Genomic DNA, 21629 nt, shown 5'->3' on the forward strand with positions numbered 1-21629 from the left:
CGCGCACCTCCGGGCGCGGCCGGCGGGTGCGGCCGGTTCGCGGTGGCCTGCGTGGGGTGGTCGGGGTGGTCTTGTCGGCCTCGTCTATTGGATGGTTCGTCCAATAGGAGGCCAGGATGTGGCGGGTGCGGTCAGGGGACGTACGGCGGGCGGGTGGTCTGCGCGGATATCGACATCGGCGCGGCGAAGCAGACGGCCGACGCTATTGCGAAGAATATTCGCGGTACGGCTTACGCCATGCGAGTGGACGTGGCGAATAGCGATCAGATGGAAGACTTCGCGCGAAAAATCATCACCGAAAATGGGGTACCGGACATTGACCTGAACAATGCCGGTATCGCGGTCGCCGGCGCGTTCCTCGATCACACCGTGGCGGACTGGCGCAGGGGCCTCGACGTCAATCTGCGGGGCGTCATCCACGGCTGCCGGCTCTTCGGCGCCGCCACGGCCGACCGTGTACGCGGGCGGGCACATCGTGAACGCGGCGTCCCTGGCCGCTTTCGTGCCGACCCGGCTGCTGCCCGCCTACACGGTGTCCAAAGCCGCCCTGAAGGCGCTCAGCGACTGCCTCAGCGCCGAGCTGGCCGGGCGCGGCATCGGGGTCAGCGTCATCTGTCCGGGTTTCGTCTCGACGGGGATCGCGGGCAACGCCACGTACACGGACGAAGGGCTGCGCGGGGCGGCCGTGCGGGCGCTGGCGCGGCGCGAGACCCGCCGAAGCGGGTGGCGGCGTACATATTGCGCGCGGTGCACCGTAATCAGGCGGTCGTTCCGATGAACGTGGAGGGAAAAATCGGGTATGCCCTGTCGCGGATTTCGCCTCGAGCCCTCCGCGGGTTCGCCCGCTTGAGCTCTCCTACGAGGATTCCGGAATTCGGCAGGTAAAGATCGCCCCTACGGGAGAAGATGGTTTCGTGTTCTCGCCGCAGCAAATGGACGACGCATGCGTCCCGCCGAAAGCTCTCAGGCGGCAGCCATCACAGCGCCGCAGCGCCCGACGGGTCGAGCGGATGCTCGACGCGTGTGCCGAGCTCCTCGACGAGATCGGCTACGAAGCCCTGTCGACCACCCGCATCGCCGAACGCGCCGGAGTGGCGATCGGATCGGTCTACCAGTTCTTCCCCGACAAGCGCGCCATCACCCAAGAGCTCACCAGGCGCAACGTCGAGGAGTTCGTCCGCAGGGTCGATCGCCGGTTCCTCGAAGAGGACTATCGCGGCTGGTGGGAGGCCGTCGACGCGATCATCGACATCTACGTCGACATGCACAGGACCGTCGCCGGCTTCAAGAGCCTGCGCTTCGGCGACGCCGTCGATCTCAACCTGCTCGACTCCGACTCCGACAACAACGCCGTGATCGCCGGACGGCTGCGCGGGTTGTTCCTCAAGGAGTTCGGCTTGGCCGACAGCCCTTCACTCGACCTCGCCGTACTCGTCGCGGTCGAGGCCGGTGACGCGGTGCTGAAACTGGCCTTCCGCCGCGACCCGCAGGGCGCGCCCGAGATCATCGACGCCGCCAAACACCTCATCAGAGGGTTTCTGTCCCGGCAGCTCCGATCCTGGTCGCCCGCCGCTGCGCCCGCGAAGGAGCGCGTCGGGGAGCAGGTGGAAGAGCCCGTCAAGGAGCCCGTGGCGGGCCAGTAGCGGGATCGGGTCAGTAGCGGACCATGCCCGGCCGCTCAGGCAGTTCGGGCAGCCATCGCTCGGCCTCCTCCTGCTCCGCCAGCGCCGTCGCGGGCATGTCCTGGAGCTGGGGCGGGGCCGGCGTACTTCGGCATGCGCCCGAGAGCGAGGCCGGGCGTGCCTCTCTCGCCTCGCGGATCTGCAGCCGGGTCTCCAGTGCGCGCAGGTTGCGTTCGGCCGCCTCGATGGACTCCAGGCGGGCCGACAGGTCAGCCGGCCACCCCTGGCCCGAGGGCCGCCAACACCACGGCACAGGCCAGCGTGAAGGTCGTCTGCTTGGACATGCCCATCACAGTCCCTCCGCTCGCTGTGGCGGCTGAGTGACGCCTATATGCCCGATGACCTGGGCGAATACGCATTCCGTGCGCTGGATTGGCCGAGACGTTACCGAATTTGCACGTGACCGGCGATGCGGATTGACCGGGCAAACGGCCGGGTGGCTCGGTAGTCTCGCGGTGTGGCGCATGTGACCCGTGAGCACCTTGATCGTCTGCTCGAGCAGGCCCTGCTGGCCGACGACCACAGTTCCCTGGCCCGTCGGCTGTACGACGTCGCTCAGGACTATTCGTCCGGCGACGTCTCCAGGGCTTCCATCCTGGTCCTCGCCGCTGAGGAGTGGCGAGCGGCCGGGCAGCCCGCCCGCGCGATGGAGTGCTTCCAGCTCGCGGTCGAGGACGGCGGCGATGCGGGTTTCGACGCGCGTGCCGGCATCGCCGACACGCTCTTCGAGCTCGATCGGCCGGACGAGGCTAGAGAGATCATCGAGACGATACGCGCGGAAGGCAACGTCTCCACGGCGACCGCTCACACGATCGCCGAGACGCTCGTGGCGTACGGCGACCTGCAAGGGGGGCTCGAATGGGCCACCCAGGCCGCCCTCGCCTGCGATGAGAACGATCCAGAGCAGGTGGCGGTGCTCCGCACCCGCTACCGCATCCGGGTCGATCTCGGGTTGCCTGAGGACGAGCTCGACGAGCTCGTCTCCTGACGACCGCGCGCCCTGGCGAGCCCCGCCGCTCGTGGCGGGGCTCCCTGAGCCGTGCCCGCAGCCGGGGATCGGGTCGGGTACGCGGCGGCTTCCGGCGGAACGTTCCGACGCCCCGCACCGTGCCGGGCCGCGGGGCGTACCTTCCCGGAGTGCCCGGCGTGGGGGCGAGCGGGCGAACCACGTGGTGCCTGGGGTGGGTGAGTGAGTGATCCCGTGGTGCTTGTGCGGGGCGAGCAGGCGAACCGCGCAGCTCCTGGGGTGGGCCGCGTGATGTCCGGCGCCGGGGCGGCCGGTGGGCCGGGATGACGGTCGCGTTGGGGTCATTGACGGCGAAGCCGGCGCCGGGTGCGGCCGGCGCGGCGGTGGCTGGGTGGCGCACGAGCCGGCGGGTTGAGCACAGCGTTGCGGGTTGCGCGGCCCTCTAGCGCCGTTTCGTGGGGCATGTGGAGGGGGTGGCCGGAGGGACGGGTTGCCCTGGTCCCTCCGGCCTGGAGGCCGGGCGCGGCAGGCACGACCCGCGCCCGGACAGTGGCTCACCTCCGGCGTCAGCGGCGAGGAGGCGTCGCCGCTCGGATCCGGCGGACGCCGGGGTGAGGAGCTCCGCCCGGCTCCGGTGAGTGCCGGTGAGGAGCGCTTATCGCTCGGCCCCGGTGAGGGGCCGGAACGGGACGTACGAGGGCCAGCGCAACTCGGCCTCGCGGCGTGGCGAGAACGTGGGGGTGCTCCAGCGTCGCGCGTGCCGCTCAGTCCTCCCCTGGCGCGGCTCCGAGCCGGTGAGACCGGGCTGAGCCCCGTGGGGAGCGCTCAGGGCCGCGTGCGGTCTCTGAGCGCGTTCAGCGCCGGGGTCAGCCCAGGGGGAGCGGGAGGGCCTGGGTGAGGCCGCCTAGGCTGCTGAAGCCGCTGATGATGGAGCCGCCGCTGGGGGCGAAGCGGGTGCCTTCCAGGGTCTCGAACGCCTTGGGCAGCAGCTCGCTGATGACCTGGGAGCCGACCTGGCGTACCGGCTCGTGCAGATTGGCGGGCGAGTCGAGCCGGGTGCCGGCGACGGTGGCGGGCGGGGGCGCCTTGCGTGCATGCTTGCCCGCGCCGTGCTTGCCCGCGGGCGGCCTGCCGGTCAGCGGCACCCGGGGGAGCTCGGGCAGCGCGGGGACGCTGCGCATGGTGGCGAGGTCCTTCATCGTGAGCGGCTCCGGCACCAGGGGAAGCAGCGTGGGCGAGCCCGCCAGGGACGGCATGCCCCACGTCGCCGCGATGCCGCCGAGGTCGCTCATGCCGAGGGCCCGCTTGCCGGTCGCGAGGCCGGTCAGGCCGAGCCGCCTGGCCGTCTCACCGGCCGCCATGGCCAGCCTGTTCGTCTCCGTGGTGACCACCCGCGAGGCGCCGATTCCAGGGTCGTCGAGTGCGATGTCCGTGTGGTGCCCGCAGTGGGTCAGGGGCAGTGCCGCCGGTTCCGCTCGGGTGCAGGTCCGGGCCGCCGCAGGACCGGCGCACAGCCAGCTGACGCCCGCGGCCACCGCGACCACGGCGATCGTGCTCCGGATCTTCTGGAATGACACCGCACGTCCCCCTCATCGATGTCGGTGCACTGACGAACGCACAACGTAGTCAGCGATCTCGACCGGGGGAGGCGGCTTGTCCGAAGAGTGGGGCGAACCTTACCGAACGCCGGGCCCGATGACCCGGTCATGACACGCCGAAGCCCGGAGATCTCGCAGATCTCCGGGCTTCTTCATGCGTCGAACGTCATGCGTGGAACGTCATGCGCAGAACATCCTGCGCCGAACGTCAGGCGCCGGACATGGCAGTCGGTCGCCGCAGCGGCCCCGTGGCGAGCCGACCGGCCGTGCTCGAAGAGCACGGCCGCGCGCGTCAGGCGGCGCGCTGGATCAGCAGCTCGTCGTCGCCGAGCTCCACCTTGACCGTGTCGCCGTCCACGATCTCGCCCGACAGCACGGCCTTGGCCAGCTTGTCGCCGATGGCGGACTGCACCAGGCGGCGCAGCGGGCGGGCGCCGTAGAGCGGGTCGTAGCCGGTGAGGGCCAGCCACTCGCGGGCGGCGGGCGTGACCTCCAGCCGCAGCCGGCGGTCGGAAAGACGCCGCGCCAGGCGGTCGACCTGCAGGTCGACGATCTGCGCCAGCTCCTCGGAGCCGAGCGCGTCGAACAGGATGACGTCGTCGAGCCGGTTGAGGAACTCCGGCTTGAACGAGCTGCGCACCGCCCCCATGACGGCCTCGCGCTTGGCGCCGTTCTCCAGGCTCGGATCGACGAGGTACTGCGAGCCGATGTTGGAGGTCAGGATGAGGATGGTGTTGCGGAAGTCGACCGTGCGGCCCTGGCCGTCGGTCAGCCGCCCGTCGTCGAGCACCTGCAGCAGGATGTCGAAGACCTCGGGGTGCGCCTTCTCCACCTCGTCGAGCAGCACCACGGTGTACGGGCGCCGCCTGACGGCCTCGGTGAGCTGGCCGCCCTCCTCGTAGCCGACGTAGCCGGGAGGCGCGCCGACGAGCCTGGCCACGCTGTGCTTTTCGGAGTATTCGCTCATGTCGATGCGGGTCATCGCCCGCTCGTCGTCGAACAGGAACTCCGCGAGCGCCTTGGCCAGCTCGGTCTTGCCGACACCGGTCGGGCCGAGGAACAGGAACGAGCCCGTGGGCCGGTCGGGGTCGGCGACGCCGGCGCGGCTGCGGCGTACGGCGTCGGACACGGCCTGTACGGCCTGCCGCTGCCCGATGATCCGCTTGCCCAGCTCCTCCTCCATGCGCAGCAGCTTGGCCGTCTCGGCCTCCAGCAGCCGCCCGGCGGGGATGCCGGTCCACGAGGAGATCACCTCGGCGATGTCGTCGGCGCCGACCTCCTCCTTGACCATCGCGTTCTCCGGCTGCGCGGCCTCGGAGGCGGTCTTGAGCGCCTGTTCGAGCCGCGGCACTTCGGCGTACATCAGCCGGGAGGCGGTCTCGAAGTCGCCGTCGCGCTGGGCCCGCTCGGCGGCGCTGCGCGCCTCGTCGAGCTGCTTCTTCAGCTCACCGACCTTGTTGAGCCCGGCCTTCTCCTGCTCCCAGCGGGCGACCAGGGCGTTGAGCTCTTCCTGGCGGTCGGCCAGCTCCCGGCGCAGGCGTTCGAGCCGCTGGACGGAGGCCTCGTCGGTCTCCTTCGACAGCGCGAGCTCCTCCATCTTCATGCGGTCGACGTTGCGCTGGAGCTGGTCGATCTCCACGGGACGGGAGTCGATCTCCATGCGCAGCCGCGAGGCGGCCTCGTCGACCAGGTCGATGGCCTTGTCGGGGAGGAAGCGGTTGGTGATGTAGCGGTCGGACAGCGCGGCGGCGGCGACCAGCGCGCTGTCGGCGATCTGCACCTGGTGGTGTGCCTCGTAGCGGCCCTTGAGCCCGCGCAGGATCGCGATGGTGTCCTCGACCGACGGCTCGCCGACGTAGACCTGCTGGAAGCGGCGCTCGAGCGCCGGGTCCTTCTCGATGCGCTCGCGGTATTCGTCGAGCGTGGTCGCGCCGATCATGCGCAGCTCACCGCGGGCGAGCATGGGCTTGAGCATGTTGCCGGCGTCCATCGAACCCTCGGCGGCCCCCGCGCCGACGACGGTGTGCAGCTCGTCGATGAACGTCACGATCTGCCCGTTGCTCTCCTTGATCTCGGAGAGCACGGCCTTGAGGCGCTCTTCGAACTCGCCGCGGTACTTCGCACCGGCCACCATCGCGCCCAGGTCGAGCGAGATGAGGCGCTTGCCGCGCAGCGACTCGGGCACGTCGCCGGCCACGATGCGCTGGGCCAGGCCCTCGACGACGGCGGTCTTACCGACGCCGGGCTCGCCGATGAGCACCGGGTTGTTCTTGGTGCGGCGGCTGAGCACCTGGACGACGCGGCGGATCTCCGTGTCGCGGCCGATGACCGGGTCGAGCTTGCCGGCGCGGGCGCGCTCGGTCAGATCGACGCCGTACTTCTCCAAAGCCTGGTAGGTGTCTTCAGGCGTCTCGCTGGTGACGCGGGCGTGGCCGCGTACCTTCTCGAACGCGTCGAGCAGCGCCTGCGGCGTCGCGCCCTGGGACTTCAGCAGCTCGGCCGTCTGACCCCCGTCGGCCGCCAGGCCGACCAGCAGGTGCTCGGTCGAGACGTAGAGGTCTTCGAGCCGGTTGGCGTGCTGGGCGGCGGTGTTCAACACGGTCAGCAGCTGGCGCGAGGTCGACGGCGCCCCCACCGTCGCGCCCTGCGCCTTCGGCAGCGTGGCGAGCTGCTCCTCGTTGCGGGCCTTCAGCGCCCGCCAGTCGGCGCCCACGGCCTCCAGCAGCGGAACGGCCGTGCCCCCCGTTTGCGTGAGCAGCGTGCTGAACAGATGAGCAGGAGCGACCTCGGGGTTGCCCTCGGCGGCGGCGCGCCGAACGGCACCCGAGAGCGCTTCCTGGCTCTTCTGGGTGAGCTTGTAGTCCATATTCTCAGGCCCCCGGTGGCAACTGGTAGCGGATCAACGCCTTGATCATCGCCATCTCGGCGCGCAGGCGGTGCACTTCCTCGCGCAGCCGGAGGTTCTCGTTCTCAAGCTCGAGGATCCGCTTGATCCCCGCGAGGTTGATGCCCTCCTCTTGAGAGAGCCGCTGCACCTCACGGAGCTGGATGATGTCTCTTGTGGAGTAGAGGCGGCCGCGCCCGGCCGTGCGGCCGGGGCTGACCAGGCCGAGCCGGTCGTACTGCCGCAGGGTCTGCGGGTGCAGCCCCGACAGCTGCGCGGCCACCGATATGACATAGACAGGGGTGTCGTCTGACAGATCGAAGTAGTTGGCGTCCATCCCCGCTCACTCGCTTCTGGCTCGCTGAATCAGCTCGGCGCGCGGGTCTTCGCCCGCGGTCGCGTTGGCGAACTCGCTGAGGAGTTCGCGCGACTTGTCATCGAGCGTCTTCGGCACGAGCACCTCGACGGTGGCGAGCAGGTCGCCCCGAGTGCCGTCCTTCCTCCTGACACCCCTGCCACGGATGCGGAACGTGCGTCCGTTGGGGGTGCCGGCGGGAATGCGCAGGGTGACCGGCATGCCGTTGAGGATCGGCACCTTGATCTCGGCCCCGAGGGCGGCTTCCGTGAACGTCACGGGAACGGTGACGGTCAGGTTGTCGCCCGTTCTGCCGAAGACGGCGTGCGGCTTGACGTGGGTTTGAATGTAGAGGTCTCCGGCAGGCCCGCCGTTCTCGCCCGGCGCTCCCTTGCCCTTGAGCTTGACCCGCTGGCCGTCGGCCACGCCGGCCGGGATGCGCGCCTGGATGGTGCGGGTGCTCTTGGCACGCCCGCTGCCGTCGCACACGGGGCAGGGGTCGTCCACGATCAGCCCGCGGCCCTTGCAGTCGCGGCACGGCTCGGAGAAGGCGAAGCTGCCCAGGTTGCGGCTGGCCGCGCCGGTGCCCTCACAGGTCGGGCAGACCCTGGGGGTCGTGCCCGCCTTGGCGCCGGTGCCGCTGCACGCGGTGCAGGCGGCGGAGCTGGTCAGCCTCAGCGACACGGTGGTGCCCTCGACGGCTTCGGTGAACGTCAGCGTCACCTCGGACTCGATGTCCTGGCCTCGCCGCGCCCGGGTGGCGCCGGTGGTGCGGGCGCCACCCCGGTTGAACAGCCCACCGAACAGGTCGCCGAGCCGTTCGCCCGCGCTCCCTGCACCCTGCGGGCCGGTGCCGCCGAACAGGTCACCGAAGTCGAACGGGAAACCGCCACCGCCGGCCCGCTGGCCGCCCACCCCGGACCCGAACAGCGTGCGCGCCTCGTCGTACTCCTTGCGGCGCTTGGCGTCGGACAGGACGTCGTACGCCTCGGAGATCTCCTTGAACTTCTTCTCCTTGGCGGCGTCGCCCTGGTTGGTGTCGGGGTGATATTGGCGGGCCAGCTTCCGGTAGGCCCTCTTGATCTCCTCGGCGGTGGCGGTCTTGGGCACACCAAGGACGGCATAGTAGTCCTTCTCCAGGTAGTCCTTGGTGCTCATCTACGGCCCTTCGTCCTTGTTGTCAGTTTTCTTGGTCGTCATCGGACGCCGCTGGAGTGTCCTCACCCGGCTCGGCGACGGCCACCCGCGCGGGGCGCAGCACCCGGTCACCCATCCGGTATCCAGGCTGCAGCACCTCGACCGCGGTCGGCTCGGTCACCTCCGACGAGTAGCTGTGCATCAGCGCCTCGTGGATGGTCGGGTCGAACGGGTCGCCCTTCTGCCCGAAGGAGCTGAGGCCCAGCTTGGTGAGCACGGACTCCAGCGATTCCGCGACCTTGGCGAAGCCTCCGGTCAGCTCGCCGTGCTCGCGGGCCCGCCCGATGTCGTCGAGTACGGGAAGGAGCTCGGTCAGCGTGGCGGCCACGGCCTGCTCGCGGACCGCGACCCGGTCGCGCTCGACCCTGCGGCGGTAGTTGACGTACTCCGCCTGGAGACGCTGCAGGTCGGCGGTCCGCTCGGCGAGCTGGGCCGCCAGCTCGCCCTCCTGCGGCTCCTGCGGCTGCTCGCCGGCCGGTCCTGTGGCCGGAGCGGCGGCCTCCTGCTGAGGCTGCCGCACCTGGCCGTCGGCGGGCGGCTGCTCCCTGACCTGGCCCGTCTCCGGGTCGATCTTGCGCTTGTCGCGGATCACCGGCTCCTCGTGCCCGTGGTCACTAGGCGGCATCACTGATCCTTCTTCGGCTGGTCGTCGTCCACGATCTCGGCCTCGACCACGTCGTCGTCGGCCTTCTGGCCCTGACCGGCCGAGGCGTCCTGAGCGCCGCCCTCAGCGCCCTGCTGGCCCTGGCTGGCGGCGTAGATGGCCGAGCCCATCTTCTGGCTCACCGTGGCGAGCTTCTCCGCCGAGGTGCGGATGGTGTCGACGTCGGTGCCCTCCAGAGCCTTCTTCAGCTCGGCCAGGGCGTCGTTGACCTCGGTCTTGATGTCGGCCGGGACCTTGTCGTCGTTCTCGCGGAGGAACTTCTCCGTCTGGTAGGCGAGGCCGTCGGCGTTGTTGCGGACCTCGGCCTCCTCGCGGCGCTTCCTGTCCTCCTCGGCGTACGACTCGGCCTCGCGCATCATGCGCTCGATGTCTTCCTTCGGCAGCGCGGAGCCACCGGTGATCGTCATCGTCTGCTCCTTGCCCGTGCCCAGGTCCTTGGCGGAGACGTTGACGATGCCGTTGGCGTCGATGTCGAAGGTGACCTCGATCTGCGGGATGCCGCGCGGCGCCGGCGCGATGCCGGTCAGCTCGAACGTGGCCAGCTTCTTGTTGTAGGCCGCGATCTCGCGCTCGCCCTGGTAGACCTGGATCTGCACCGACGGCTGGTTGTCCTCGGCCGTGGTGAAGACCTCGGAGCGCTTGGTCGGGATCGTCGTGTTGCGCTCGATGATCTTGGTGAAGATGCCGCCCTTGGTCTCGATGCCCAGCGACAGCGGGGTCACGTCGAGCAGCAGGACGTCCTTGACCTCACCCTTGAGCACACCGGCCTGCAGGGCCGCGCCGATGGCGACGACCTCGTCGGGGTTCACGCCCTTGTTGGGCTCCTTGCCGCCGGTCAGCTCCTTCACCAGGTCGGTGACGGCGGGCATACGGGTCGAGCCGCCGACGAGCACCACGTGGGCGATGTCGGAGACCTTGATGCCGGCGTCCTTGATGACCTGGTGGAACGGGCCCTTGCAGCGCTCGAGCAGGTCGGCCGTGAGCCGCTGGAACTCGGCGCGGGTCAGCTTCTCGTCGAGGTGCAGCGGGCCCTCGGACGAGGCGGTGATGTAGGGCAGGTTGATCGTGGTCTCGGACTGCGCGGACAGCTCGATCTTCGCCTTCTCGGCGGCCTCACGCAGACGCTGGAGCGCCATCTTGTCCTTGGACAGGTCGACGCCGTGCGCGTTCTGGAACCGCTTGATCAGCTCGTCGACGATGCGCTGGTCCCAGTCGTCACCACCGAGGTGGTTGTCACCGGAGGTGGCCTTGACCTCGACGAAGCCGTGACCGTCCTCCTGGCCAACGTCGAGCAGCGACACGTCGAAGGTGCCGCCACCGAGGTCGAAGACCAGGATCGTCTGGTCCTGCTCCTTGTCGAGCCCGTAGGCGAGGGCCGCCGCGGTCGGCTCGTTGATGATGCGGAGCACGTTGAGGCCCGCGATCTGGCCGGCTTCCTTGGTGGCCTGCCGCTGGGCGTCATTGAAGTAGGCGGGGACGGTGATCACGGCGTCGGTGATCTTCTCACCGAGGTACGCCTCAGCGTCCTGCTTGAGCTTCTGCAGCACGAAGGCGCTGATCTGCTGCGGCGAGAACTTCTTGCCGTCGATCTCCTTGGACCAGTTGGTGCCCATCTCGCGCTTGACCGAGCGAATGGTCCGGTCGACGTTGGTGACGGCCTGCCGCTTGGCGACCTCACCGACGAGGACCTCGCCGTTCTTCGCGAAGGCGACCACGGACGGCGTGGTCCGCGAGCCCTGCGCGTTCGCGATGACGGTGGGCTCACCGCCCTCGAGGATCGAGACGACGGAGTTGGTCGTCCCCAGGTCGATACCTACCGCACGTGCCATGAGTACGTCCTTGTAGTCAAAGTTGAGTCCTTGCGACTCAACCTATGGATGTGTGTCGCCTTTGTCAAACGACTTGAGCCTACTCGACTCAACCCCCCTGAGCCTCGATGCATTCCCCCCGAGAGGGAGAAAAAGCTGTAAAGACGCACATTCGGGGCAACGAGGGCGGTCATCCTCAGGGTTCCGGGCGTGGGCAGGTTCAGGGTCGGCTCAGGGTCGCCTCAGGGGCACGTGGGACGGTTCAGGCGCGCGGACGGCTTCCAGGGCGGTTCTTGCGCATGGGGACGGACGGCTGCCCGGGGGTTCTCGCGCATGGGGACGGACGGCTGCCGGGGTGGTTCTCGCGCTTGATGGGACGGCTGCCGGGGCGGCTTGCGCATGGGGACGTACGAAAACGGGGCCCGGCGCAGTGCCGGACCCCGTGAAGCGCCGCAGCGGCTCCCTGCCCGAACCCCGGGCCTATGGCCTACTTGGTCTTGGCGCCGTCGACGAGCTTCCGCTCGCCCAGCGGCTTCTTGAGCTTGACCGTGGTCGTCTTCTCGATCGCCATCATGATGCAGGCCATGTTCCTGGCCTTGGGCGCGGTGCCCTCGTACAGGGTGATCGTGACCTTCTTGGACGTCTCCGTCACCTTCACCCGGTCGAGCACCGTGCACGGCTCCACCCCCGACCACCACGTGAGCTGGACCTGACGGCCCTTGGCCACCGGCTTGGCCTTGGTCCAGCGGACCTTGCGCACGTTGATCGCGTTGCCCTGCGGCTTGACCGCCTCGGGCTTCTTCGTGGGCGCGGTGGTGACCGGCTCCGACGCCACCGGCGGCTTGGCCGGGGTCGTGGCGGCCACCCGCTGCGCCGGCTGCTCGGAGGCGCAGCCCGCCACGAGCGCCAGACATCCGGCCAGGAGAGTCGCTGTCATAGTCCGCATACCCTTACGACGGAATCCGCCACGCGGCGGTTCAACAGGGCCGGGACCAGTGCTCAGCCCGGGTTCAGTGATTAGTGTGGATCACGTGCTCCGTCAGGCCATGCTCGCCCTCGCCAAGAGCGGCGAGCCGAGCGGTTCATCACCACCTCGCCGTTCACCGCGGACGTCGTCAGGCGGTACGTCGCCGACGACGTCTCCCGCGTGGTCGGCGAGCTGACCCGCCATGGGCTGCTGGTCAGCGTCGACCACCTCGGCGAGGAGATCACCGACGAGGCCGCGGCGCGGCAGTCCGTCGGCCACTACCTGGAGCTGCTCGACCTGCTGCCCGCGGGGGCCGACGTCTCGGTCAAGCTCACCGCGCTCGGGCTGCGGCTGTCGCAGCGGCTCGCGCTCGGCAACGCCGAGACCATCTGCGCCGCCGCCGGCGAACGCGGCATCACGGTCACGCTCGACGCCGAAGAGCACGACACGATCCCCGGCCTGCACGCCGTGCACGCCGATCTGCGCCGCCGCCACCCCGACGTGGGCGTGGTCGTGCAGTCCTATCTGCCCGACTCGATCGACCGGTGCGAGAAGCTCGGCGGCGCCCGCGTACGCCTGTGCAAGGGGGCCTACACCGCGCCAGGCGCCTACACCAAGCCCGCCGACATCGACCGCTCGTACGTACGGTGCCTGAAAGTGCTCATGGCGGGCACCGCTTACCCCATGGTCGCCACTCACGACCCCAGGCTGCTGCGCATCGCCGCCGCGCTAGCCGAGCTCGCCGGGCGCGACGCCACCGGCTTCGAGTACCAGATGCTGTACGGCATCCGCCCCGACGAGCAGCTCCGCCTGGCCGGGCAGGGGTCGCAGGTACGCGTTTACGTGCCGTACGGCTCCGACTGGTATCCCTATCTCATGCGCCGCATGGCGGAGCGACCTCGGAATCTCACCTTCTTCCTGCGCTCGCTGCTGTCGCGGCACTAGCCGATAGGCTGCGAGATCCGCGTTCGTTCCGTACGAGGGGCTCCGAATATGATCGCGATTCTGGGCACGGGCAAGATGGGCGAGGCCCTGCTGTCCGGGTTGTTGCGTGCCGGGTTCAAGCCGGGCGACATCCTGGCGACCACGCGCCGGGCGGAGCGGGCCCAGGCGCTGCGCGAGACGTACGGCGTGCGCGTCGTCTCCAACTCCGAGGCCGCCAAGGCCGCCGACACCCTCATCCTGGCCGTCAAGCCGCAGGACATGGGCACGCTGCTGGCCGAGATCGCCTCCTACGTGCCGTCGTCGAGCCTGGTGATCAGCGCGGCCGCCGGCATCACCACATCGTTCGTGGAGCAGCGGCTCGGCGGCGAGGTGCCGGTCGTGCGGGTGATGTCCAACACGCCGATCAGGTTCGACGAGGCGATGAGCGTCATCTCGCCGGGTGCGCACGCCGGCGAGGAGCACCTCAAGCTCACCGAGGAGCTGCTGAGTCCCGTCGGCAAGGTGCTGCGCATCCCCGAGTCGCAGCAGGACGCCGCCACGGCGCTGTCCGGCAGCGGGCCCGCGTACTTCTTCTACCTCGTCGAGGCCATGGTCGACGCGGGCATCCTGCTCGGCATGCCGCGCGCCGCGGCGCTCGACATGGTGACGCAGTCGATCGTGGGCGCGGCGGTGATGCTGCGCGACTCCGGCGAGCACCCGGTCATCCTTCGGGAGGCCGTCACCTCGCCGGGCGGCACGACCATCGCGGCCATCGCCGAGCTGGAGCGCCACAAAGTACGCGCGGCCTTCCTCGCCGCCATCGAGGCCGCCCGCGACCGCAGCCGCGAACTCGCCTCCGGCTGAGCCGCCCGGCTCGCGCTGAGGCCCCGGCCGTGTCACCGCCGGCTCGGCTTCGGTGGTGGTCGGATGTTCTTCGGCGTGGCTCCGGCGTGCAGGGCGGGCCGCATGGACCCGGTCGCCGCCCTGCGCGCCGCGTGACGCGCCCCCGCCGGCCCTGCCGGTCTCCGCCGCTGAAAGCCGTCGCGTCGTCACCGGCGAGCCGTTCAGGCGTCCCGCCGTCGCATCAGGACGGCCCCCGCGAGCACCGACACGGCGATCCAGGCGAGGTACACCCCGAACCCGCTCCACGGCCCCAGCGAGTCGTTCGACCGGTTCGCGACGATCAGGGAGCCGGCGTTGGTGGTGAAGTAGTCGGAGACGGTCCTGCCCCACTCGCCCGGCAGCATGGTCGTGAGCTGCGGCAGCACCATGATCAGGGCGATGGCCGAGACGATCGCCCCCGGCGTGTGCCGGATGAGCGTGCCGAGCCCGAAGCCGAACAGCCCGCACGCGGTCAGGTAGAGCGTGTTCCCGACGCCGGCCCTGACCACCTCGGCGAGGTCGAACCCGGTGGGCTGGGTGATGGACAGGCCGATGGCGATCGCGGCGGCCGTGGAGACCGCGCCGGCCACGAGTGCCGTCGCGGTGAACACGATCAGCTTGCCGGCCAGCAGCTTGTACCGGTTCGGCACGGCCATCAGGGACGTCCTGATGCCGCCCGTACGGTATTCGCTGGAGATCACCAGCACGCCCAGCGCGGCCAGGGAGATCGTGGCGACCAGCCCTCCTGCGACCGAGATGTTCAGCGCCTGGTCGAGCGTGAGCGGTCCGTCGCCGTTGACGCGGGCCGATCCGTTGATCAGCGCGCTGAAGCCGATCATGAGCAGCACGGTGACGACGAGCGACCACATCGTGGAGCGCACAGAGCGGATCTTGGTCCATTCGGACCTGATGACGTTCATCATGACGAGTACTCCAGGCTGTCCTTGGTGAGCTCCATGTACGCGGCTTCGAGCGAGGGCTGCACGTACGTCAGCTCCTCCAGGGGCAGACCGGCGCGCGCGGTGAGCGTGCCGATCTCCAACGTGCTCATCGCGGTCACCCGCAGGTGGTCGTGGTGCAGCTCGCCCACCTTGACCAGCTCGGCGACCTCGGTGAGGCGGGGCGAGCGGACCCGTACGTAGCCCTGGGAGCTGCGCCCGATGAACTCCTGTACGCTCGTGTCGGCGATCAGCCGGCCCTTGCCGATCACGATGAGGTGGTCGGCGGTCTGGGCCATCTCGCTCATGAGGTGGCTGGAGACGAACACGGTCCGCCCCTCGGCCGCGAGGTCGCGCATGAGCGTGCGGATCCACAGGATGCCGTCGGGGTCGAGGCCGTTGACCGGCTCGTCGAACATGAGGATCTCGGGGTCGCCGAGCAGCGCCGCGGCGATGCCGAGCCGCTGCGCCATGCCGAGGGAGAACCCGCCGACCCGGCGCCCCGCGACCCCGCCGAGCCCGACGATCTCCAGCACCTCCTGGACGCGGCGGGCCGGGATGCCGTTGCTCTGGGCGATGGCCAGCAGGTGGTTGCGGGCGCTGCGGCCGCCGTGCACGGCCTTGGCGTCGAGCAGCGCGCCGATCTTGCGCAGCGGGTGCCGTAACTCCGCGTACGGCTTTCCGTCCACGAGCGCTGACCCGCCCGAAGGGTGGTCGAGCCCGAGGATCATCCGCATCGTGGTGGACTTGCCCGCTCCGTTGGGGCCGAGGAAGCCGGTCACCCGGCCGGGTTCGACGGTGAACGACAGGTCGTCCACCGCCACGGTGTCGCCGTAACGTTTGCTGAGATTCGTTGCCCTGATGGCGGTCATGATTTGAGCGTGCCGCCGGGCCTGCCCGATTACCTCCTGCCCGCGAACCGTTCGCACGGCGGCGGTCTGGGAGCGTGGTCCTACTCTCCGGGGCGGACGAGCCCCGCCTCGTACGCGGCGATCACCGCCTGCGCCCGGTCCCTCGCCCCGATCTTGGCGAACAGGCTCGTCACATGGTTCTTGACGGTGGAGGGGGAGACGGCCAGCTCGGCGGCGATCTCGGTGTTGGACCGGCCGCGCGCGATCAGCACCAGGATCTCGCGTTCGCGGGCGGTCAGCTCGGGCAGTCCCGGCCGCCTGGCGGGCTCAGTACCCGCCGACACTGTGCCGGCCGGAACAGTGCCGGTCGGAACAGTGCCGGTCGAGTCAGTGCGCGGCGGGTTATTGCGTACGAACGTGCTGATGAGCCTGGTCAGCAGCCGGGGCGCGACGGCCGACTCGCCGCGGTGCACCACGCGCACGCCCTCGATCAGCTCCTCGGGGGAGACGTCCTTGGGCAGGAAGCCGGCGGCGCCCGCGCGCAGCGCCGCGACCACGTTCTCGTCCAGGTCGAACGTGCTCAGCGCGAGCACCCGCACCTGCGGCAGCCCGGCGGTGATCAGCTCGGTGGCGCGCACGCCGTCCATGCCGGGCATGTGCAGGTCCATCAGCACCACGTCGGGCCGCAGCCGCCCGGCCAGCTCCACCGCCTGCTCGCCGTCCGCCGCCTCGCCGACCACGCCCAAATCGGGCTGGGCCTCCAGCATCAGCTTGAAGCCCCTGCGGACGAGCGCATGGTCGTCGGCGAGCAGCACCCTGATCTGCGTGCGCTCCCCGGCCGGCTGCTGTTTCCCGGCCGTCATGCGTTCTCCAAGGGGATGCGGGCGTGCACGCGGAACCCTCCCTCCGGTCTGGGACCCGTCGTCAGCCGGCCGCCGCACAAGGCCACCCGTTCGGCCATGCCGCCGAGCCCGAAGCCGGGCGCGCCGCCGTCCTTGGCCACGCCGTCGTCGAGCACCTCGACCTCCACGGCGTCGGGCTCGTACGTCAGCCGCACGCTCGCCCTGGCCCCCACGGCGTGCTTGCGGGTGTTGGTGAGCGCCTCCTGGACGATCCGGTACACGGCGTGGTCCACGGCGGCGGGCAGCTCGACGGGCTCGCCGGTCACGGTCAGGCCGGCCGGCAGCCCGGCCGCCCTGGCCTCCTTGATGAGCGCGGGTAACCGGGCGGCGCCCACCCCGGTCGCCGCGTCGGGCCCCTCGTTGCCGTCGGCCCTGAGCACGTCGAGCAGCCGTCGCATCTCCGTCATGGCCTGGCGGGCGGTCTGCTCGGCGCTCTCCAAGGCTTCCCTGGTGACCTCCTGCTCGGGCGGCAGCGTGGCCCTGGCGCCGCCGACCAGCGCGTTGATCACGGTGATGTGGTGCGCCACGACGTCGTGCAGCTCCCTGGCGATGCGCCGCCGCTCGGCGCGTACGGCGGCGTCGGCGGCTTCGCGGGTGGCGCGCTCCCTCAGCTCGGCCCTGAGCCTGATGAGCTGTCCCCAGCCCACCAGCAGGCCGAACACGAACAGCAAAGGCACCCAGAAGTACATGCCGGGCTTGGCCACCTCCGTGGCGGCGGCGGCCAGGGCGTAGGTCGCCGCGAAAGAGATGGCCGTCGCGCGGCCCGAGGTGTAGCGGCCCAGGCTGTAGAAGGCGATGAGAGTGGGCAGTTGAGCGGGCAAGGGGGAGGTGGTGGTCAGCGTGAAGACGGCGTCGATGGCCGTGAACACGCTGACCGGGTAGATCGGCCGGCTTCGGCGCACGAGCAGGATCGGTGTGCCCGCTGCTTGCAGAGCGCTGCCGAGCGCGAGTGCCGTCTCGCCTTGCATGGCCAAGGCCACGGTGCCGATCACCGGGATGACGGACAGCAAGATCACCAGCGTCCGGTCGAACACCGTGGGCCGGCGGAAGAACCGCACGATCCTCAGGAACGTCCCTGCCACCCGCACGCTGGTAACCCTAAGTCACGACATGTCGATATCGGCGGCCAAGCGACCGGCCGCTTGAGGCCGGTCTACAACCAGCGATCTGCGCTGCGGTAACGTCGGCCGCAAGGCGAGGGCATGCGGCAGAGGGGTTGGCATGAGCCGTTCGGCACGGGTGATCTGGGACGACGATCTGACCTCGTACGACTTCGGCCCCAGTCACCCGCTGGCCCCCGTGCGCGTCGAGCTGACGATGGCGCTGGCCCGCGAGATGGGCGTGCTCGACAAGGTCGAGATGGCCGGCTGCCTCCCGGCGACCGACGACGAGCTGGCCCGCATCCACGACCGCGGCTACATCGAGGCCGTCAAGCGCGTCTCCGCCACCGGCCTGCCCGACATGAGCGCCGGGCTGGGCACCACCGACAACCCGGCGTTCGCGGGCGTGCACGAGGCTTCCGCGCTCATCGCCGGGGCCTCGCTGGCCGCCGCCCGGGCGGTCTACGAGGGAGCGGCCGAGCACGCGGTCAACGTCGCGGGCGGGCTGCACCACGCGATGCCCGCCATGGCGAGCGGCTTCTGCGTCTACAACGACCCGGCGCTGGCCATCGCGTGGCTGCTCGACCAGGGCGTGGAGCGCATCGCGTACGTGGACGTCGACGTGCACCACGGCGACGGCGTGCAGACGATGTTCTACGACGACCCCAGGGTGCTGACCATCAGCCTGCACGAGAGCCCGCGCACGCTGTTCCCCGGCACCGGCTTCCCGCACGAGACGGGCGCCGACGGCACGGCGGTCAACGTCGCGCTCCCGGCCGGCACCGGCGACGCGGGCTGGCTGCGGGCGTTCGACGCGGTGGTGCCGCCGCTGCTGCACGAGTTCGGGCCGGAGATCCTGGTCACCCAGCACGGCTGCGACAGCCACGCGCTCGACCCGCTGGCCAACCTGATGCTGAGCCTCGACGGCCAGCGGATCGCGTACGAGGCGCTGCACCGCCTGGCGCACGAGACGGCCGGCGGGCGGTGGATCGCGACCGGCGGTGGCGGCTACGAGCTGGTGCAGGTGGTGCCGCGGGCGTGGACGCACCTGATGGCCGAGCAGGCGGGGCATCCGATCGATCCGGCCACGCCGACCCCCGAGGCGTGGCGGCGGTTCGTCCGCGAGCGTACGGGGGAGACACCACCGCTTACCATGACAGACGGCCGCAATCCGGAATTCAGACACCTATCCGGTGGTTATGATCCTGCGGACCCCATTGACCGTGCGGTCATGGCGACCCGGCAAGCGGTGTTCCCCCTGCACGGCCTCGATCCGATGCCCTGACGAGGAATGAAGCAGTGCTGAGCCGCGACGAACTCCGAGAGCACCTTGTCCAGAGCCGCATCGCCGGCGATGTCGCGACCTCCCGCGAGAACAACCTCGATCACTACAGCTCGCTGGCCAACGGAGATCCCTACTACGCGCTCGGCCTGACCTTCGATCACCCGTGGTCCTACCGCGACATCCTCGCCCTCATGGCCAAGTCCGCGGGCGTCGTCGCCGATCCCGACCATCGCTGGGGCCAGGACACCATCGATCCCGATCTGACGATCGACGCGCTCGACGCGATGGCCGAGCGCATCGCCGCCGTGCTGTCGCGGCCGGAGCCGCGCGTCCTGTTCGCCACCGGGCACCCCACGGGCCTGCTGGCGATCCACCTGCCGCTCGCGGCCTTCTGCGTGTCCAAGGGCGCGACACTGCTGACGCCCGCCGAGGGCTGGTCGTACTCGGGGTCAGGGTTCGGCAGGCCGCGGCGGATCCGCTACCTCCAGGACGTCGCCATGCTCGACGACCGCGGCGCCCTCGTGCACACCCACGATGCGGCCCCGATGCGCCACATGCTCGACGAGCTGGACGGCGAGCTGCCCGACCTGGTGATCGCCGACCACGGCTGGGCCGGCGCGGCGGGCGAGGCCGGCGTGCCGACGGTCGCGTTCGCCGACTGCAACGACCCCGGGCTCTTCGTCGGAGAGGCGGAAGGCAAGCTTGACGTGGTCGTGCCACTCGACGACAACGTGCTACCCCGCTATTACGCTCCGCTGACGGAGAGGTTGGTCACAGAAGTCTCACGAGCCCTTTGAGTCGATAACGGTCCTCCCCATACCGTCTTTTCGCGCCTGCATTCCAAGGGGCTCGCTGTCCCTTTGCCAACTTTAGACAGTGCCTCGGCGACTCTTATATGTGGCAGCTTGGACAGTTCCAGAGTCCGAGTGAGGTGCTTGGCCAGGCGGTTGGCCAGCGATTTCGCTGGTTCGGCTGACAGGTGACTCCGTTGACTGGAAAAATAGGGGGTTTGCGCACTCGGAGTCCCGACTTACGCTGACGGCAGTACACGTGCGTGAGCAATGGCACCAGTGGGGATAACCCGGAAACACGTGCGGAAGAGGCGTCCGATGGGTGCAGGCGAAAGACCTCTCAGCGAGGTGAAGTTCCTGACCGTCGCAGAAGTGGCGACGGTCATGAGGGTGTCCAAGATGACGGTGTACCGGCTCGTCCACTCCGGCGAGCTGCCGGCCATCCGAGTCGGCCGCTCGTTCAGGGTGCCTGAGCAGGCGGTACACGATTATCTCCGGGAGGCCTACATCGAGGCAGGTTGACGTAGCGACACGCCCGAGCGTGTCGTGAGTGCCATCGCGGGAGAGGCCCGGCCGCCCGCTGGTACGGCCGGGCACTCACCCCCGAGGGGCGATCTACCGTGGATCGCCGGTAGTCTGTGAGCCGGTGTGCGCTCGCACTCCGTTTCAGACTTGCTATCAGTACCTGGGGGTCCCGTGGGCTCTGTGATCAAGAAGCGCCGCAAGCGGATGGCTAAGAAGAAGCACCGTAAGCTGCTGAAGAAGACGCGCATCCAGCGGCGCAACAAGAAGTAACCGACGCAGCTGCGAGGCGCTGATGACCCACACCGTGCTCGTCACCGGGGTCTCGCGCCACATCGGCGCCCGGGTGGCGAGCGTTCTGGCGGCAGACCCGGACATCAGCCGTGTCATCGGAGTCGACACCGTGCCGCCCCCCTCGCTCACGCGAGACGGGGTCGTCTCACTCGGCCGGACGGAGTTCGTCCGGGTGGATCTCCGCAGCCCCGACATCGCGCAGGTGATCGCGGCCGCGGACATCGACACCGTTGTGCACATGAGCCTGGTCAGCGCCCCCTCACGCAACGGGGGCAGGGCCGCCATGAAGGAGCACAACGTCATCGGCACCATGCAGTTGCTCGGCGCGTGCCAGCGGTCGGCGACCGTGCGGCGCGTGGTGGTGCGCTCCACCACCGCCGTCTACGGCTCGTCGCCGCGGGATCCCGCGGTCTTCACCGAGGACCTGGAGCCGCACGAGGGCCCCGTCCACGGCTACGCCAAAGACGCGGTCGAGGTCGAGGGCTACGTACGCGGCTTCGCGCGGCGGCGTCCCGACGTCACGGTGTCGCTGCTGCGCTTCGCCAACTTCATGGGTCCAGGCGTCGACTCGCCGCTGACGCGTTACTTCACCCAGCCGGTGCTGCCGACCGTGCTCGGCTTCGATCCGCGGCTGCAGTTCGTCCACGAGGACGACGCGGTCGAGGTGCTGCGCCGGATGGCGACCGAGGACCACCCCGGCACGTACAACGTGGCCGGGGCCGGCGTGTTGTTGCTGTCGCAGTGCGCGCGCAGGGCGGGCCGTCCGTCGCTGCCGCTGCTCTCGCCTGCCTTCAAGGTGCTCGGCGGCGCGGCGCGCAGGCTCGGGCTGGTCGAATACTCGCCGGAGCAGCTCAGGCTGATGTGCCACGGCCGGGCGGTCGACACCGCGCGCCTGGAGGCCGAGCTGGGCTGGAAACCCAAGTTCAGCACCGGAGCGGCCTTCGACGACTTCCTGCGCTCGCGCGGGCTGCGCCCGCTGGGAGGCGTCCGCACATGAGCGTTTCCCGCCCAGCGCACG

The 21629-nt window shown here is 69.9% G+C and carries 21 protein-coding genes and 2 pseudogenes; 11 read left to right on the forward strand and 12 right to left on the reverse strand.

The window, feature by feature from the left end:
* Nucleotides 1-153: 153 nt before the first annotated feature.
* The 3 genes and pseudogenes from ACFMQL_RS15455 to ACFMQL_RS15465 form a co-directional block, all read left to right on the forward strand.
* Nucleotides 154-399, forward strand: a pseudogene (locus tag ACFMQL_RS15455) (SDR family oxidoreductase); the annotation flags it as partial.
* A gap of 76 nt (nucleotides 400-475) precedes the next feature.
* Nucleotides 476-778: an SDR family NAD(P)-dependent oxidoreductase gene (locus ACFMQL_RS15460; RefSeq protein ID WP_378785956.1), complete on the forward strand. Its 303-nt coding sequence runs from the start codon at nucleotides 476-478 to the stop codon at nucleotides 776-778.
* A 232-nt stretch (nucleotides 779-1010) separates the two neighbouring features.
* A complete protein-coding gene (locus tag ACFMQL_RS15465) occupies nucleotides 1011-1643 on the forward strand; it encodes a TetR/AcrR family transcriptional regulator (protein ID WP_378785957.1) in 633 nt (210 codons plus the stop codon).
* Between the two features lie 10 nt (nucleotides 1644-1653).
* On the opposite strand, the gene ACFMQL_RS15470 is transcribed toward ACFMQL_RS15465, so the two are convergent.
* A complete protein-coding gene (locus tag ACFMQL_RS15470; protein ID WP_378785958.1) occupies nucleotides 1654-1935 on the reverse strand; it encodes a hypothetical protein in 282 nt (93 codons plus the stop codon).
* 204 nt (nucleotides 1936-2139) lie between these two features.
* On the opposite strand from ACFMQL_RS15470, the gene ACFMQL_RS15475 reads away from it, so the two are divergent.
* On the forward strand, nucleotides 2140-2670 hold the full coding sequence (locus ACFMQL_RS15475) for a tetratricopeptide repeat protein (protein ID WP_364062191.1): 531 nt from the start codon (nucleotides 2140-2142) through the stop codon (nucleotides 2668-2670).
* 845 nt (nucleotides 2671-3515) lie between these two features.
* Here ACFMQL_RS15475 and ACFMQL_RS15480 read toward each other — a convergent pair.
* From ACFMQL_RS15480 to ACFMQL_RS15510, 7 genes and pseudogenes are all read right to left on the reverse strand, one after another.
* Nucleotides 3516-4226, reverse strand: a complete 711-nt coding sequence (locus ACFMQL_RS15480; RefSeq protein ID WP_378785959.1) for a hypothetical protein — start codon at nucleotides 4224-4226, stop codon at nucleotides 3516-3518.
* A gap of 313 nt (nucleotides 4227-4539) precedes the next feature.
* Nucleotides 4540-7113: an ATP-dependent chaperone ClpB gene (gene clpB / locus ACFMQL_RS15485; protein WP_364062197.1), complete on the reverse strand. Its 2574-nt coding sequence runs from the start codon at nucleotides 7111-7113 to the stop codon at nucleotides 4540-4542.
* Nucleotides 7114-7144: 31 nt separating this feature from the next.
* Nucleotides 7145-7468 (reverse strand): annotated as a pseudogene (locus tag ACFMQL_RS15490) (heat shock protein transcriptional repressor HspR); the annotation flags it as partial.
* Nucleotides 7469-7474: 6 nt separating this feature from the next.
* Nucleotides 7475-8644: a molecular chaperone DnaJ gene (gene dnaJ, locus ACFMQL_RS15495; RefSeq protein ID WP_364062200.1), complete on the reverse strand. Its 1170-nt coding sequence runs from the start codon at nucleotides 8642-8644 to the stop codon at nucleotides 7475-7477.
* A 22-nt stretch (nucleotides 8645-8666) separates the two neighbouring features.
* Nucleotides 8667-9308, reverse strand: a complete 642-nt coding sequence (grpE, locus tag ACFMQL_RS15500) for a nucleotide exchange factor GrpE (protein ID WP_378785960.1) — start codon at nucleotides 9306-9308, stop codon at nucleotides 8667-8669.
* Nucleotides 9308-11176 carry a molecular chaperone DnaK gene (gene dnaK / locus ACFMQL_RS15505; RefSeq protein WP_364062206.1) on the reverse strand — a complete coding sequence of 623 codons (1869 nt, stop codon included), beginning with the start codon at nucleotides 11174-11176 and terminating at the stop codon, nucleotides 9308-9310. The genes grpE and dnaK overlap by 1 nt, the downstream gene beginning before the upstream one ends.
* Before the next feature lie 466 nt (nucleotides 11177-11642).
* On the reverse strand, nucleotides 11643-12092 hold the full coding sequence (locus tag ACFMQL_RS15510; protein ID WP_364062209.1) for a hypothetical protein: 450 nt from the start codon (nucleotides 12090-12092) through the stop codon (nucleotides 11643-11645).
* A 210-nt stretch (nucleotides 12093-12302) separates the two neighbouring features.
* Between ACFMQL_RS15510 and ACFMQL_RS15515 the strand changes: the two genes are divergently transcribed.
* On the forward strand, nucleotides 12303-13067 hold the full coding sequence (locus tag ACFMQL_RS15515; protein WP_378785961.1) for a proline dehydrogenase family protein: 765 nt from the start codon (nucleotides 12303-12305) through the stop codon (nucleotides 13065-13067).
* Between the two features lie 48 nt (nucleotides 13068-13115).
* Nucleotides 13116-13910 (forward strand): pyrroline-5-carboxylate reductase, encoded by a 795-nt coding sequence (gene proC / locus ACFMQL_RS15520; protein WP_364062215.1) that lies wholly within the window; start codon nucleotides 13116-13118, stop codon nucleotides 13908-13910.
* A 200-nt stretch (nucleotides 13911-14110) separates the two neighbouring features.
* Here proC and ACFMQL_RS15525 read toward each other — a convergent pair whose 3' ends face one another.
* The 4 genes from ACFMQL_RS15525 to ACFMQL_RS15540 form a co-directional block, all read right to left on the reverse strand.
* Nucleotides 14111-14851, reverse strand: a complete 741-nt coding sequence (locus ACFMQL_RS15525) for an ABC transporter permease subunit (protein WP_364062218.1) — start codon at nucleotides 14849-14851, stop codon at nucleotides 14111-14113.
* Nucleotides 14848-15738 carry an ABC transporter ATP-binding protein gene (locus ACFMQL_RS15530; protein WP_378785962.1) on the reverse strand — a complete coding sequence of 297 codons (891 nt, stop codon included), beginning with the start codon at nucleotides 15736-15738 and terminating at the stop codon, nucleotides 14848-14850. The genes ACFMQL_RS15525 and ACFMQL_RS15530 overlap by 4 nt, the downstream gene beginning before the upstream one ends.
* 80 nt (nucleotides 15739-15818) lie before the next feature.
* Nucleotides 15819-16580: a response regulator gene (locus ACFMQL_RS15535; RefSeq protein WP_378785963.1), complete on the reverse strand. Its 762-nt coding sequence runs from the start codon at nucleotides 16578-16580 to the stop codon at nucleotides 15819-15821.
* A complete protein-coding gene (locus tag ACFMQL_RS15540; protein ID WP_364062226.1) occupies nucleotides 16577-17707 on the reverse strand; it encodes a histidine kinase in 1131 nt (376 codons plus the stop codon). Before ACFMQL_RS15540 ends, ACFMQL_RS15535 begins: the two co-directional genes overlap by 4 nt.
* A gap of 133 nt (nucleotides 17708-17840) precedes the next feature.
* Here ACFMQL_RS15540 and ACFMQL_RS15545 point away from each other — a divergent pair, with 133 nt between their 5' ends.
* The 5 genes from ACFMQL_RS15545 to ACFMQL_RS15565 all read left to right on the forward strand — a co-directional run bounded on the left by ACFMQL_RS15545 (nucleotide 17841) and on the right by ACFMQL_RS15565 (nucleotide 21608).
* Nucleotides 17841-19004, forward strand: a complete 1164-nt coding sequence (locus tag ACFMQL_RS15545; RefSeq protein ID WP_364062229.1) for an acetoin utilization protein AcuC — start codon at nucleotides 17841-17843, stop codon at nucleotides 19002-19004.
* A 14-nt stretch (nucleotides 19005-19018) separates the two neighbouring features.
* Nucleotides 19019-19801, forward strand: a complete 783-nt coding sequence (locus tag ACFMQL_RS15550; protein WP_364062232.1) for a phosphatase — start codon at nucleotides 19019-19021, stop codon at nucleotides 19799-19801.
* Nucleotides 19802-20113: 312 nt separating this feature from the next.
* Nucleotides 20114-20317 carry a helix-turn-helix domain-containing protein gene (locus tag ACFMQL_RS15555; protein WP_026214222.1) on the forward strand — a complete coding sequence of 68 codons (204 nt, stop codon included), beginning with the start codon at nucleotides 20114-20116 and terminating at the stop codon, nucleotides 20315-20317.
* 174 nt (nucleotides 20318-20491) lie between these two features.
* Nucleotides 20492-20590: a 30S ribosomal protein bS22 gene (locus tag ACFMQL_RS15560; protein ID WP_018654693.1), complete on the forward strand. Its 99-nt coding sequence runs from the start codon at nucleotides 20492-20494 to the stop codon at nucleotides 20588-20590.
* A 22-nt stretch (nucleotides 20591-20612) separates the two neighbouring features.
* A complete protein-coding gene (locus ACFMQL_RS15565) occupies nucleotides 20613-21608 on the forward strand; it encodes an NAD-dependent epimerase/dehydratase family protein (protein ID WP_378785964.1) in 996 nt (331 codons plus the stop codon).
* The last annotated feature ends 21 nt before the right edge of the window (nucleotides 21609-21629 follow it).

This window comes from Nonomuraea fastidiosa (assembly GCF_042751225.1).
GTDB lineage: Bacteria > Actinomycetota > Actinomycetes > Streptosporangiales > Streptosporangiaceae > Nonomuraea > Nonomuraea fastidiosa.